We start from the raw sequence: 13,989 nt of genomic DNA, 5'->3' as shown, positions 1-13,989 counted from the left end.
GGAACGTCCACCCCAGGGCGGGAGTCACGAGCCGAATCAGGTCACTGCCCCCGGTTGCCGCACCCAGAAGGTCCCACCCGAAAGAGAACCTCCATGCTTCCTCTCCGTCGGCCCCACGAAACCAGCTCCACGGCAGCAACCAGCCCGCGCCGCGGCGGCGCACTGGCCCTCACCGCCGCACTGATGCTGGCCCTCTCCGCCTGTTCACCCGGACAGGACAGCGAGCCCGCAGCCGGGGAAGCAGCAGCCCCGGTAGTGGCTGAATCCGAGGCCGGCACACCGGACACAGCGGAACCCAGTGAACCCGCGCAGACCGACGCAGAACCCGACAGTCAGGACACTGGCGAGGACAGCTCCACACCCACACCGACCCCGGTGGAATCCGAGGCGACCCAGGACGAGAGCCCCGAAGCCGCCCCCGAGGCGGCACCACCGGCCTCCTTCTCCATCCCCGCCATCGGCGCCGGCTCAGACCTTCTGCACCTCGGCCTGCGCGAGAACGACACCCTCGAGGTCCCACCCGGTGACCCGGGCTCCCCCGCCAGCTGGTACACCGGCTCCCCCGCACCGGGCGAGTCAGGCCCGGCAGTGCTGCTGGGCCACGTCGACGACTCTGCCGGCCAACCGGGCGTCTTCGCCGACCTGCCCGATCTCGTCGAAGGCGACGAGATCACCGTGGACCAAGAAGACGGTCAGACCGCCACCTTCGTGGTGACCAAGGCCGAGCAGTCCGGGAAGAACACCTTCCCCACCCTGGAGGTCTACGGCAACACCGAGAATCCCGAGCTCCGGCTCATCACCTGCGACGGCTACAACGAGGCCACCGGTGAATACGAGGACAACTACGTGGTCTACGCCACCCTCGCCGATTAGAAACCTGAAGGCAAAAGACAGCACAGCCGGCCCGGCCCGACCCAGCAGCTCTCAGCGCACCAGCGCACCAGCGCCGAAGATCTCTAGTCTTTTGATATTGATACAAGTTTAACGAGACGGTGCGTTCCACATTTAATAAACGACAGTTCGCTCATCGAAACAATTACCAGTTATCAGTGATCTGGGTTACTATCGAAGCGTCGCATCCGGGGCCTCTGGGTGCGAGACCCAGTTCTACGCCATCGATCTCCAAGAGATGGCAACCCAGATCCTTACCGGTATCGAGAACGCGGGCAACCCCCGGCTGAAGCCGATCGGTGAGCCGAGTAAGTTTTCTTGGAAATTCACCATCCGATCCTGATCTCGTTCCGAACACCGCATACGCGGACTGTTCAACGCCATGATCAGAGGCCGTACGATCACATCACTTTGACGAGGAGTCCCTCACATGCGCACTTCCAAATTCTTCGCTGTTCCCACCCTGGCGCTTGGCGCCATTCTGCTCAGCGCCGGCCCAGCCATGGCCCACTCCGAGCACGGCGGAGCGTCCGACGGTGTCGCCACCGCAGACTCCAGCCAGTCCTGGTCTTTCCAGGCCGATCTGGGCACCCTGAACAACTCCGGCACCGTCGGTGACGTCCTGATCGAGGGCCAGGGCAACCAGGCCACGGTCTACATGACCGTCGAAGGCGCAGCCGAGACCTTCATGGACGCACCCTTCCCCCACGCCCAGCACATCCACTTCGGCTCCCAGGGCGTCTGCCCCGGTCCCGATGCTGATGAAGACGGTGACGGTGTTGTCAACACCCCCGAAGGTGGCGTCTTCTACGGTGGCATCGGCACCTCCCTGACCATCGAGGGTGACACCTCACCGGACTCCGGCCTGGCAGTGGAGCGCTTCCCCGGTGGCAGCAGCTACACCTACGAGCGTGACCTGGAGATCGCCGATGACGTGCTGGCCTCCATCGTCGATGGCACCGGCGTCGTCGTGGTCCACGGTGTCAACCCAGAGCTAATGCCAGAGGAAGCTGCCGCCAAGCAGAGCACCCTGGATGAATCCCTGCCCCTGGCCGCGACCCTGCCCGCAGCCTGCGGCACGCTGACCGCCTCGCAGATGGGTGAAATGCCTGAAGGCGGCGCCGACACCGGCGTCTCCGGCGGAACCACCGGCCAGGGAGTGGCCATGGTCGCCGGTGCAGGTGCACTCGCCCTCGGTGCCGTCGGTGCCGGTGCCTACTTCATGCGCCAGCGCCCCACCGAGTCCTGATCCTTCACGCTCGACCAGCAGGATGAGTGACCTCCCTCGCGGGGCGTGACTCATGGTGTTGAAACGGCGCAGATCACGATGAACGCATGATGGTGGCCCCACAGAACCTTTAAGGTTCTGTGGGGCCACCATCATGTCGGGCGCCCCACTGTCGCGGCCTTCCGGCACCCGTTGCCGAACGCCGCATCCCCGGACCAGTTCAAGCGGTACTGAGCCACCCGGCGGATGCCGCACCTCACTGCTCTCCTCACCGGAAATCCCCACGCGAAACTCCGAACCCGCTGCCCCAAGCCCAGACCAGAACAAGAATGTGAGCTGCAGATCCCATGTTCTCTCCCCCGCCCTTCTCCTCGCGGCGCGGTGCCTGGCCCTGGTCACTTTCGTCGCTCTCGGTATTCTCTTTGCTTCGGCAGGTCTCTACGTCCAAGACGTTCGCGGACTCGATGTCCATGGCGTGGCAGCCATCGGACTCCACATCACCTCTGGAGCGCTGGCACTGGCCCTCGTTCTCCGCGCTTGGGGGACCAAAACCGGGCTGGTTCCTGCGGTCACCGCGGTGTTGCTCTTTGGCTTGACGTTCCTTCAGGCTCTCGTAGGCAGCGCGATGACACTGATGCTTCACCTCAGTGGAGCTTTGGTGCTCACGGTGATGGCCACGTGGCTCATCGCTTGGGCCTTCTCCCGCGAGCGTCGCGGCGATGCCCGACGTTCGACTGAACTTCGTAGCCGTTATCCAGAAGGAGCACACTCATGAACACCCTCACGCGAAACGCCCACTGGAGACGATCTCTCCTGGCCCCCGTCGCTGCCGGAAGCTTGCTGCTCCTCTCCGCATGTGGGCCAGGCACAGAGCAAGATCAAGAAGCTCCCGAGTCCGAAACGGTAGAAGACACCGAGAGCACTCAGGAGACTGACGCCCCGCAAACAGAGGATGAGAGCACACCCGATGACAGCGAAGCCGAAGGAGAGCCGGCACCTTCTGATGAGGTCTTGACCATGGATCAAGTGGAGGAGAACGATTCTCCCGACTCATGCTGGACAGTCATGAACGGCACCGTCTATGACCTCACAGACTGGATCGACAATCACCCAGGAGGAGCCAACCGGATCGAAGGATTGTGCGGCACCGACGCAGCAGAAGCCTTTGACGCTCAGCACGGCGGCGACGAGCGCCCCCAAGAACAGCTCGCAGAATTTGAGATCGGCACCCTTGAGGGCTAATCGGCTCACCGGGCAACCGACTCTGATGCGCCACCGACTCGCTTAGGAAGACAGACGGTGATCCAGCCGCTGCGACGACGAGGGCGCGGAACGTCACTTTCACCGTGGGGCTCGAAAACTCGCAACCTGTAGAGCTCCGCGATGGAAAGCACTTCGGTCACACCGAGGTCGATCGGGCCGGTCTTGGTCTCTCGGAACTCTGCCCCACCGAACACCGCCCAACGCTCAAACCCTGTATCCACGCGGGAGAGATACCGCAGCCCCCCGTGGACCGGGCGCCCCGCTGCATCTCGCTGGTCGAAGGCCCACGACGCGAGATCAAGATCTCATCCGACGGGCGTCGGGCGCCGTCCCTATAATGGGACTCAGAGTGATAAGTCGCATTCCCGCTTTGCTTTTGCGGGTTCTTATAAATTCGCCGCACGGTCTCGAGGACACGTGCCAAACGTGCTGACGGCCCATTCTCCGGTCGCAACCCGTACTGCACCGGTATACGGTGGCAATCGCTCGGACCCGCCCGGATCTTGTCCCCAGCGTTAGCTCGTGCCGTTGCTGAACTCGCCGCTATTGACCAGGTCTTCGGCCAGAGCGCGTAGCTTCTTATTGGTGTGCTGACTGGCTTTGACCAGCAGCAAAAAGGCCTGATGACCGGTGATCTTATAGCGCTCCATCAGGACTCCCTTGGCCTGCCCGATCACGTCCCGACTCTGCACCGCCTCGTGAAGCTGACTCACCTGCTGAGCATCAGCCAGGGCCACCGCGGCATGGGAGGCCACGATCAGCCCGACATGCTCGGAGTCATCGTCGAACGCGTCGACCTGACTGGAGTAGAGGTTCAACGCCCCTAGATTATCGCCCACCACGAAGAGCTGGAAGGCCAGCATGCTGCCCACGCCGGCCTCGGTAGCCTTACCGGCGAATTCTGGCCACCGGGACTCCGTGGCCATGTCCCGCACCCGGATGGTTCGCTCCGAATAGATCGCCTCTAGGCAGGGACCTTCGGTCAACTCCACCTGCAGATCGTCCAGCCGCCTGAGCAGCTCACTGGAGGGTGCCACCGTCTCGACTTCGTCCCGCCCGGTGACGACGCTCAGAGACGCCTCTTCGACGCCGGGAATCAGTTCGATAGCGGCCGCAACCACAAGCTGAAGGATTGCTTCCGGGCTCTCCTGGTTGAGCGACCGCGCCAGATCACCGAGCTGGGAGGCCAACCGCTGCTCACCGCGAGAACTCTCCCGAGCGTGCAGCGTCGGGCGTCCTTCGTCGGGGTGGGGCTTCGTCTGGGTCTGGGTGTCTTCTTCCCCGTCCATGATTCCTATCCCTGTGATTCGTCGGTCGATGCGTCCCTGTCGGGCGTCGTGAACTCCCAATGCCGTCCGCAACGATCCCAGGCCGTAATACATCCGCGTCCGCAAAGTCGCGACCGGAACCCCCGTCCGCTCCGAAAGCCCCTGAAAACTCAAGCCCTCCAGTTGCACAGCGACGATGACCTCCCGGTGTTCGGAGGTCATCGTCGCGAGGGACTCACAGAGAGCAAGCCGCTCCACAATGGAGGCGTCCTCGGTCACTGGCTCACCGGGCCGTTCGATCTTCTCCGAATCTGCCGGTGCCGGGAGCCGAGCCCGGGCGCGCAACGAATTGACAACAAGGTTCCGCGTGATGGCGAACAGCCACGTCCTCACCGAGCCCTGCGCGCTGGTGTACCGCGCCCTGGTCTTCCAGGCACGGACGAACACCTCCTGGATACAGTCTTCAGCCTCAGCTCGGTCACCCAGCGCGTTAAGTGCGAACCCAAACAGAGCTCCTCCGTGTTCGGCAAAGGCCATATGAGTATCAACCGTCTCGGCAAGTGCTGGTGCCTGTCTCATGGTGCTGGTCCCCTCAAGCGATGACGTCCGCCATGACATCTCGTGCGCTCCTAGGCGTGTCCATCGCGACCCGTCTCCCCGCAGCTCATGCAGACCACCCTGGGCAAAACGCCCGGTTGGAAGTTCACATCGTTGCCGGCTTGGCTCTCCTACTCATGGCCGCAGTCCTCGCAGCCGGAGAGTTCCTAGGATTTTCGGCGGGGTCGACGTTGCCTTTCTTAGTACGAATCGAGTGCCTTCTTTTCGGTATTACGAATCAGGAGCTCTTTTCGTTCACCGGCAATCCCTCCTCCTTGCGGGGTTCTTTCACGATCGCCCCCGCGTGGGCTCCGGAGCCGGCAATCTTGACCTGGCCCTGCAGCCCTCGACCGCGCTGCTGGATCTGACCAAAACGCGAATCGTACGGATTGCTGAACCACGCGCAGGACCCAGTTTGCAGGCACGGATGCAGACGTCAGGCTCATAGGACCGAACTGCTGACCTTCACAACGGGTTGCCACCTTGTTCGTGACCACCGTCGATGATTCGTTTCGCAGCCCCCCTCATCGTGCCACCCTCGGTTTGGGCGACCTGAATCAGGTGGCGGGTGGCGGCCCTGTCATCGACACCGTGCTGCGCCATCAGGACACCCTTGGCGAGATTGATCATGTCGCGCTGGCCCATGGCGCTGCTCATGGATTCACTCAGCTTCACCGGGAGATCTTTGGTCTGGACATGGGCCAGCAGTGTGGCGGCCGGCCCGGCGAACATCGACAACAGCCGTGCGGTCTCCAAGGTGAAAGCATGCTCCGACGAGGAGTAGACCTTCATGGCACCGACGACGGTCTCCTGGTGCTGCAGCGGTGTGCTGAGCACCGACCGGATCGGCAGCCCGGCGAGGGCGGCAGACCAGTTCGGCCACCGGGGATCGGACCGGACATCGTTGACGTTGACCACCGTGCGTGACGCCCATGCGCTCAGGCAAGGGCCCTCCCCAATGGTGTACTGGAGGTCATCGGCCTCGCGGACCACCTCGTCGGTGCTTCCGGCACTCTCTTTTCTGCCAGCACTGCTGATCAAGGACACCCCGGCACCGATCGCCCCCGGAACAGTGCTCTTGGCTGCCTGGGCGAGGAGCGCGACCGCGTGTTCCACGGATTCTTCGCTGAGCAGCATGCCATTGACGCGGGCGAACACCAGCGATATCTCGTCGAGTGGAAGTTTGGTTGACATCATCATTCTCCTCGGGTGGCACTGGTAGGAATTGACGCAACCCCCAGCTCAACAGGATCCCCATGGGTGAGCGTGGAGTCCTGCCCACAGGCGGCCCTGGGCGCCTCCGCCGGTCGCTCCCGGCCAGAGTTCGTGCCCTATGTTCTTCTGATTACGGAATTCCCAGCGGGCGTGCTTGATCTGCTCGAAGACCGTGGTCGCCACTCCCGGTCGTGCAAAAATCATCCAGGTGCGGATAAACACCGTGACGTTCAACCGTTGTTTCACCGTGGTGAAGACGAACGTGACTCACTGTGCTTTGTTGTAGAACCATGCGACGCGCCCCCTCTGTTTAGGGCCACTGTACGCCTATGATCCCGCTGAGTGTAAGTTCTCTGGTGAGCTGTGATCATGACGTAAAACGTCTTCGTCTCCGTTCCTGCCTCTGCCTCTTCGCCGGGCAGAGTTCAGGAGAATAGCCAGGCCCGCTCCCAGCTGTGATCACATCCAGCCTCCCGTTCCCCACGGCGTCACGGGGTGAATGACGTGGAGAAAGCTGCTGGACCGACCCGCGCCAGATGCCACGACGATGGCGGGATCTCTACTCAAGAGATCCCGCCATTGGTCTGAGAAGATCAACGATCACCGCCGGACGGCGATCACTCAGATGCTCTTGTTCAGTAGCTTCAGCGACGACGCACGGCGGTATCGACCTCAACCCGCCGCGTATGGGCGCTCTTCGCGCCTGCGGCACCGGCGAAGGCAGCAACAAGGGCACCGACGACCAGTCCAGCGACGCCCCACCAGGTTCCGGCGGCGACGTCGTCCTGAGCCCCTTCGGCAGTGTCCCGTGCCTCCTGAGTAGCTTCGTCGACTTCGTCCTCGGCCCTTTCGACCTCCTGCTGCACCACCGCGGGCCCGCCAGCGGCTTCAGCGGCATCCCCGATGGCGCCACCCACAGCGCCCAGCACACTGGTGCCGAGCCAGCCGATGAGCACCACGACAGCGACCAATGAGGTCGCCCAGGTGACCAGTCCATGGAGCAGTCCACTGCGCACTGCGAGAGCGCCCGCTACGAAACCTGCGATCGCCAGTGCGAGGAGGATAGCGATGATGCTCCAGATGCCGATCGCGACACCATCGGTTTCGGAGAGCCCCATCGCTGCGCTGATCAGGCCGAAGACCAACATGACCGCGAGGAAGGTGACCGTGCCGGCGAAGATCGCACCCCAGGAAGCGTTATTGCCTCGCTCGCCTAGATCAGTGCCGATGAACGAGTCCTTGGCGGAATGATCGTCGCGATTCTGGGTCGTCTGCGGTCCGATGTCTTCGGTCCTTGTCGGTCGATCTCCGGTCTCGGCCTCACGAGTCTTCTGAGACTTACCGGTGGTCTGGGATCCTCGCACGTTTCCCGGCTGCTGGGGGTTGCCACCAGCGGCGGCGGTGTCGTGAAGAATTCTGTCGTTTCCGTGCGGATCGTTCGGACGTGCCATGATACTGGCCTTCCTTTCGCCGACGTATTGGACAACTCACACGCTACGACCATCGACAACCCTGAGCAATGGTGAGAACACCAGGCGAAGCGAACCACCTCTCATACTCGCTTCCCAGTCAAGCGTTGACCTTTGCCTTCTCGTCACTCCGCCAAGTATCAGCACCCGCGCGCACGGGGGCCTTTTTCACGATGGATACCGCGAGCTCACTCGAGACCCTGCCCTACGATCGAATCATGAGACACGCAGGTAGCGGCCCGCTCAGAGTTTTTCATCCCGATGACGAAGAGCCCGTCCTCCGACGACGTGGTACCGCGCCTGTGTCGCAAAGGAATCCACACCGGAGTCACAGTCGACGGAGATTGAGTCCGACAGAGGGTTCAGGAGCCCAATCTCGTTGTCGTGATCGTGGACTTACCGCATATGGCTGGTGTCGAAATGCGCTGGCTGGCCTGCGCGATCTCAGACTGTTGTGTCCTTCCGTTCACCCTGGGGGTCGCAGACACCGAGGCAGTCCTTCGGGCCCCCATGGGCGCTGATGATCCTGTGTCCATGCATTCCAACAATCCGAGGCAGTTGACCCTGCGGGTGCCGGTGGTGTCGCGTCGGCCACGCCACATCCCCGACGCTGAGACGCCTGTACCTGAGGTGGAAGTTCAACTGGACCTGGAGAGGCGTGAAGTTCACCTCGGAGGCGCACCTGTGAGGCTGACACCTATCGAGTTCGAGCTCCTAGCTGCTCTGCTTTCAGAACCCGGGGCGGCGTTGTCTCGGCGCGAACTGATCAACAGAATCTGGGGCCATGACTGGTCCGCAGACAGACATCTTGTCGATGTCCATATCGGGAACCTGCGTCGAAAGTTAGGCGATGAACCAGCCTACCCCCAGTTCATCCACACCGTGCGCGGGATCGGCTACCGAACCGGCAAGAAGGAATAAGGCGCACGTCAAGGTTCGTGTCTCTTGGGTCACGTAGACGACTCCAGGCTTGGTTGGTGTTGGCCACCCCCTGACCTCCGGGCCAGGGCGGCATGCACCTCGCGTTGAGCCATCAATCTCAACGAGGCGGCTTTCGTCAATTGGTCCCGCTGGCGCTCAGGAGACGCCGTGATGTCATTGGGCTCGAATAATGTCTCCTGCGCTTCGGAGGACAGCGGATCCGAGGAGTCAGTGTCGGTCTCAAGTGCGCCATGAGCGAAGCCCGCGCTCAACACTGCGTCGTCATAGCTCAGGGGGTGACCCATTCCGCTTGGGTTCAGATCCCCCTGGTGGCTTCCACTCCAGCTAGCTTCGGTCATCGAATAGTCTGAATACGTCGAAAGGTCTACCCGGAATTCCGGCGGTATCTCGCCAGGGTCCAGATGTTGCCATCATCCAACTCGTGACTGAACTGGTCCAGGGCCATCTTTGCGATGACCAGGCCTCGACCCGATTCGGCCATCTCGTCCGGCAATCCGGCGTCGTCCAGCGGAACGTGCGCGGGCTCCGCGTTGTCTCGGATCTGAGCGCGCAGAGCCTCGCGGTCGACGGAAAGGTTGGTAGTCACTGTGACGTTGGAGTCGGACTCGCTGTGAGTGACAACGTTGGTGATGATCTCACTGACCGCCAGGGAGAAATACGTTTGATCCTCGTCCGAGACGTTCTCGGCGGCACGATAAAGCCCGTCTAGGGTATCCAGCACCGCTTCTACGAGGTCAGGCTCTGCCGAGCCTGTCAGTGAGGTGTGTGAGTCGTTGTTGCTCATCGTTGAGACTCCTACTCTGCATTGGAGGCGCCCCGGTGCGAACCGCCGAAACTACCGTGGGCCATCACGTTGATTCCCAAATAACCGACGAGGGCCCGTAACGACCAAGCGCCAGCGCAGTGTGGGGACATCTTATTTCAGAATGCGACAAGACTACATTTATAGGTACGCACTCTTTTCGTTTACGGAGGTGTCCCCCGCACGGCGTGATTCGAGGGAGGGTCGAGATTATCCGCGAAAGCGCCGCTGCGTCATTCTCTTGGAAAATCCCTGATGGTCCGGAAGGCCTCTCGGGGGCCGGGCTAGGGCAATGCGAGCAACGTGGTCTGAGCGCGGTGGAAAGAATCATTGAACCCGGACCCAGCACCATAGCGATAGTCCCAGCCGTGAGGGCGATCTGCACTACTGTCGCGGGCAGTACCTCCGCCGCGTGTTCGCTGATGAACCGGGGTCAGTCGCCGAAGCTGGTTCAAGATGGCGGGGTCAGCAAGCGCGGTGCTCCACCAAGTGTGGAGCGATACCAGCACCATCGCCAAGACTGGGGTCTGCCGCACTGATCGTGACATCTGATCTGGCTTGCCTGCGGGCGGCCTGGAAAGATGTCCTTGTTCCTAAGCCCTATCCTGCTGAGTTCCGCGACGATGTTGTCCGCGTGGCCAGGATACGTGAACCCGGAGTCACGATCGAACAGATCGCCAAAGACTTCGGCGTTCACCCCATGACGCTGCAGAAATGGCTCAGCCGGGCCGAGATCGATGACGGCGCCAACCCGGGCCAGACCCGCACGAGGCAGTCGAACTGCGCGAAGCCCGTAAACGGATCCGGCTACTGGAACAAGAAGTAGAAGTCCTGCGCCGCGCAGCGGCGTATCTCTCCCAGACGCATCTGCCGGGAAAAGGCTTTACCCGCTCGTGAGTGAGCTCGCCGTCGATGGGGTCCCCATCGACGTGGCGTGCCGGGTCTTAAAGCACGCTACGCTTCGATCGGTGACACCTCCCCCAGCCGCGGGTTGGTCCCGATGACCCAGAGACGCGCTGTGTGCTCACCCTCCGAGCTGGAGACCGTCCTCCACGCTTGATGGGCCAGCTGTAGTCGCTCCTGTGCTCCAGGCCCTGGGATGGCTCCGTGGGCTTGTGCCCACCTGCGAGAGGGGCCTCTGGCGGTGACGCCAGCCAGTGCAGCGACGAGGGTGGGTCCGTGGCGTTGTCGAGCTGACGAGTGATCTCTCGGATGTTGGTCGTGGCCATGATCGTTACCCTTCTCGTGCTCCTGGACGCTCGATGAAGTCATCGATTTGCCATCAGCGCGCGGTCATATGTCGCTTGGATGTTCGCCCAGAAGCGCTCAGAGAGGCCGAAGCGCTGCGCGAGTAGCGCGGCCATCTCAACGTTGATGTCCTGGGCGCCCTGGGTGATCGAGATGACCTGTGCCGGATTGAGACCGAGCTCTTGGACCACCTGCTCCGGTGCCAGCCCGAGGGGCTCGATGAACTCCTCCAGCAGGATCACCCCGGGGTGAATGAAAGGCGTGGAGGGTCCCACGGCGCCTATCTGTGGGCTGGTGGCCTCGTCGTAGCGCTGCGCACGCTCGAACTGATCGCGGTCGGGGAGCTTCATCTCGGCCAGGTCCCGCACTCGGTCCGGGGTGGGTCGGTTCAGCTTCTCGTTCAGAGCGACGGTAATCTGCGCGTTGAGGATGTACCGGCGTAGCAACTTCAGCGCCTGCAACTGGGGAATCTCTGGGCCGTACTGCGCATGTGCCAGGTCGAGCTGGGAGGGAATCTTCATCTCGGCCAACTCCCGCACGGTGCCCGGGCTGGGTCGGCCCAGCTTCTCATTCAGCACGACGGTGACCTGCGCAGACAGGATGTGCCGGCGCAGCTCGCTCATGGCCAGCCATCGCTCGGTCGGCTTCTCGGGACGCTTCACCAGATCAGTATCGCGGGAGAGGCGCTAGTGCGGAAGGGAGCACCCTTCCTAGGTTCTGTGACATGGGCGCATGGCCTCAGGGAAAAACCATGTGCAAGCGGCGCGCAGCTGTTCCCGGAACCGCACCAGCGATTGATCCGCTCCAGATCTGTCACGCATAGAAGTGGCACGATGGCGTGCTCGAACACGATCCAGAAGACTGCCGGCGAGGTGCTGACGGCGCATTGTCCTGTCGGTCGCACGGGATCGTCGCTCGTTATCCCGTCGCCTCGGCTCGATAACCACGGAGGCCGCGAGAAGGCAGCCTTAGGATCACGAGAACTCTCAGCTTTCACGTAAGCTACTAACCAGTATTCTGATCGGCAGGTCCGAGCCTGTTGTCCGATGAAGGTCAGCTTCGCCGGTTCAGACGTTGATTGTCGGGTGCGTGCAATCCGTCCCGTCACCGACGACCTGCGATGGAGTTTCCTGCGTCTCCCAAGCCACTCGCCAGAGGTCAGTCGACCGATGAGGCTACAGCTTTCTTCGCCCACCGGGTCTTGCCGGCTTCGTAGATCAGGGACATGAGGCAACTGCCGGTCCATCTCTGGGAACGTTGAGTCAAGAGTGCTTCGGCACCACGGATACTGTGTGCGGGTCGAAGGTCTTCTTCCCTCTCGGGTGCGAGTACAGGTGCACCGTCGCGAGGAAGTCGATAACGCGGCGCTGGATCATGAGGGGCGCGCCGTCGAACGCTGCCACAGGGTCTGGCATGTCCAACACTCCCCCGAGGTCGGCGCTGGCGGTCAGCGACCGACGCTCGGCTTCCAGCGCATCAATCGCAGGGTTAGCCTGGTCGCGGACGCGCTTGAGGTCGCGTCCCTCAATGATCTCGGCGTCGTAATCGTGTTGAGCACGCTTGATCTTCGCCCTGTGTGTGTCGATCTGAGCGGTGATCGCCTGTACGCGCGGCTCGTCAACAGCCGAGATTACGTCGCGCAGGTCTGGCCGTCCGAGTCGGGCACGGATAATCGAGAGCACCCAATCGTCAACCTGCTTCCGAGAGCGCATGACGTGACCCTCGCAGCGGTAGCGCTGGCCGTGTGTGCGTACCGGCTTCTCGCAGACGCCGCAAAGATACAGCCCGGCACCCAGGTGCTTACGTGCCGTGGAGCCAGTCTTGTTCGTGATTCGCTCAGGGGCGTTCAGACGCTCCTGGACGCGCCACCACATGTCTTCGGTCACGATGGGCGTCCACTGGCCGCCAACGGGCTCCCCGTCCCCATCGCGGAGGATCTGCGCGTGCCACGTGCGGCGCTTGTTCTCCTTGCGGTCGAGCCGGTCGGTGTAGACGGAGTATCCGGCGTAACGCGGGTTGCGCAGGATGCCGAGCAGGGTCGAGGAGACCCACGGGCCATCGTTTGGTACTGGGCGCGGTTCCAGTCCCTCGGCTTCGCGGCGCGCGTTGCGCTCGATCACGAGGGTGCGCGAGTGCTTCGGCAGATGCGGCAGCGAACTGGGCACGTCCTGACCTTCTTGGCCGGAGAGCCCGCGGGCAATCGACGCGATGGAGGGACCGTCCCCGATGGCGAAGAGACGGAAGATTTCATGCACCGCAACGGCCTCGTGTTCCACGACGTCACCGCTTGTGGCGTAGCCGAGGGGTCGCACACCCTTCGGCGCTCTCCCCTGCTCGGCGCGCTGCACTTGGCTACGTGACTGACGCGCGGACTTGCGCTCGACCTCCGAGCGAGCCACAGCGGCCTTGACCCTGGCGAACAGACGCCCGGAGTCGGTCGTGAGGTCTGCCTCGCCGTTCGCGGTGACAAGCAGCAGCCCGTTCTCCTGGGCCACGTCGATCCAATCTTCGAGCTGTCGTGGCTGACGGGTGAGCCGATCGAGGTCCCAGCAGATAATGGCGGCGAAGCGACCTGCGTCGTAGTCAGCGACCATCTTGTTGTATGCCGGACGCACCTTCGACTTGTCTGTCGCCGACTTCGACTGATCGGCGTACTCCTCGACGACCTGCCAGCCACGGTCCTGCGCGATCCGCAGGCAGTCCTCGCGCTGGCGGTCGATCGCCAGGCCATCCATGTTGCGGTCGAGACTGATGCGCAGGTACACGGCGGCGCGGATTGAGGTTTCGGACATTGTTTCAGCCTACCCCGCAGAGGTTGTTACGTGCCGCCATGCGAATCGATACCGCAGGACATTTTGGGGACGGTGTAGTCCCTACGAAGGACAAGCAGGACGACGACCTCCAGCGCCGGGCAGTCATCGATATCGGCGTCGGTGAGGAGCTGATCTACGCCGACCAGGTCTCGGGTTCAAAGGAGGCCCTGGCCCGGTCGGGATGGACGAACCTCGACGGACGGCTCCGTGAAGGTGACGCGCTCGTCGTGTGGCGCATCGACCGCATCAGGCG

The 13,989-nt window shown here is 62.6% G+C and carries 12 protein-coding genes; 6 read left to right on the top strand and 6 right to left on the bottom strand.

Going from position 1 to position 13,989, the window contains the following annotated elements:
- The first annotated feature begins 93 nt into the window (after nt 1-93).
- The 3 genes from ACHAA4_RS12000 to ACHAA4_RS11990 all read left to right on the top strand — a co-directional run bounded on the left by ACHAA4_RS12000 (nt 94) and on the right by ACHAA4_RS11990 (nt 3,361).
- Entirely contained in the window at nt 94-873 is a 780-nt protein-coding gene (locus ACHAA4_RS12000; protein WP_435774417.1) for a sortase domain-containing protein, read from the top strand.
- A 448-nt stretch (nt 874-1,321) separates the two neighbouring features.
- Nucleotides 1,322-2,140 (top strand): hypothetical protein, encoded by an 819-nt coding sequence (locus tag ACHAA4_RS11995; RefSeq protein WP_435774416.1) that lies wholly within the window; start codon nt 1,322-1,324, stop codon nt 2,138-2,140.
- A gap of 750 nt (nt 2,141-2,890) precedes the next feature.
- On the top strand, nt 2,891-3,361 hold the full coding sequence (locus ACHAA4_RS11990) for a cytochrome b5 domain-containing protein (protein ID WP_435774415.1): 471 nt from the start codon (nt 2,891-2,893) through the stop codon (nt 3,359-3,361).
- A 536-nt stretch (nt 3,362-3,897) separates the two neighbouring features.
- Here ACHAA4_RS11990 and ACHAA4_RS11985 read toward each other — a convergent pair.
- From ACHAA4_RS11985 to ACHAA4_RS11975, 3 genes are all read right to left on the bottom strand, one after another.
- A complete protein-coding gene (locus ACHAA4_RS11985) occupies nt 3,898-5,229 on the bottom strand; it encodes a sigma-70 family RNA polymerase sigma factor (RefSeq protein ID WP_435774414.1) in 1,332 nt (443 codons plus the stop codon).
- A 483-nt stretch (nt 5,230-5,712) separates the two neighbouring features.
- Complete coding sequence (locus ACHAA4_RS11980) at nt 5,713-6,441, bottom strand: GAF and ANTAR domain-containing protein (RefSeq protein ID WP_435774413.1); 729 nt, start codon at nt 6,439-6,441, stop codon at nt 5,713-5,715.
- A gap of 665 nt (nt 6,442-7,106) precedes the next feature.
- Nucleotides 7,107-7,913: a TIGR04086 family membrane protein gene (locus tag ACHAA4_RS11975; RefSeq protein WP_435774412.1), complete on the bottom strand. Its 807-nt coding sequence runs from the start codon at nt 7,911-7,913 to the stop codon at nt 7,107-7,109.
- A 552-nt stretch (nt 7,914-8,465) separates the two neighbouring features.
- Here ACHAA4_RS11975 and ACHAA4_RS11970 point away from each other — a divergent pair.
- A complete protein-coding gene (locus ACHAA4_RS11970; protein WP_435774411.1) occupies nt 8,466-8,852 on the top strand; it encodes a winged helix-turn-helix domain-containing protein in 387 nt (128 codons plus the stop codon).
- Between the two features lie 385 nt (nt 8,853-9,237).
- On the opposite strand, the gene ACHAA4_RS11965 is transcribed toward ACHAA4_RS11970, so the two are convergent.
- Nucleotides 9,238-9,657, bottom strand: coding sequence for an ATP-binding protein (locus ACHAA4_RS11965; protein ID WP_435774410.1), 420 nt, complete (start codon nt 9,655-9,657; stop codon nt 9,238-9,240).
- Nucleotides 9,658-10,087: 430 nt separating this feature from the next.
- Here ACHAA4_RS11965 and ACHAA4_RS11960 point away from each other — a divergent pair, with 430 nt between their 5' ends.
- Nucleotides 10,088-10,501: a transposase gene (locus ACHAA4_RS11960; protein WP_435774409.1), complete on the top strand. Its 414-nt coding sequence runs from the start codon at nt 10,088-10,090 to the stop codon at nt 10,499-10,501.
- A gap of 442 nt (nt 10,502-10,943) precedes the next feature.
- Here the strand turns inward: ACHAA4_RS11960 and ACHAA4_RS11955 are convergent, their stop codons facing one another.
- Nucleotides 10,944-11,585, bottom strand: a complete 642-nt coding sequence (locus tag ACHAA4_RS11955; protein ID WP_435774408.1) for a HigA family addiction module antitoxin — start codon at nt 11,583-11,585, stop codon at nt 10,944-10,946.
- 600 nt (nt 11,586-12,185) lie between these two features.
- The gene (locus ACHAA4_RS11950) at nt 12,186-13,715 is read right to left on the bottom strand and encodes a recombinase family protein (RefSeq protein WP_435774407.1); all 1,530 of its coding nucleotides are present in this window, start codon (nt 13,713-13,715) and stop codon (nt 12,186-12,188) included.
- Nucleotides 13,716-13,753: 38 nt separating this feature from the next.
- Here ACHAA4_RS11950 and ACHAA4_RS11945 point away from each other — a divergent pair.
- Nucleotides 13,754-13,989 (top strand): recombinase family protein (locus tag ACHAA4_RS11945; RefSeq protein ID WP_435774406.1); only part of this gene is annotated, 236 nt, incomplete at its 3' end.

The organism is Nesterenkonia maliinae (assembly GCF_051262655.1).
GTDB lineage: Bacteria > Actinomycetota > Actinomycetes > Actinomycetales > Micrococcaceae > Nesterenkonia.
This window is presented reverse-complemented; position numbering and strand designations above follow the sequence as displayed.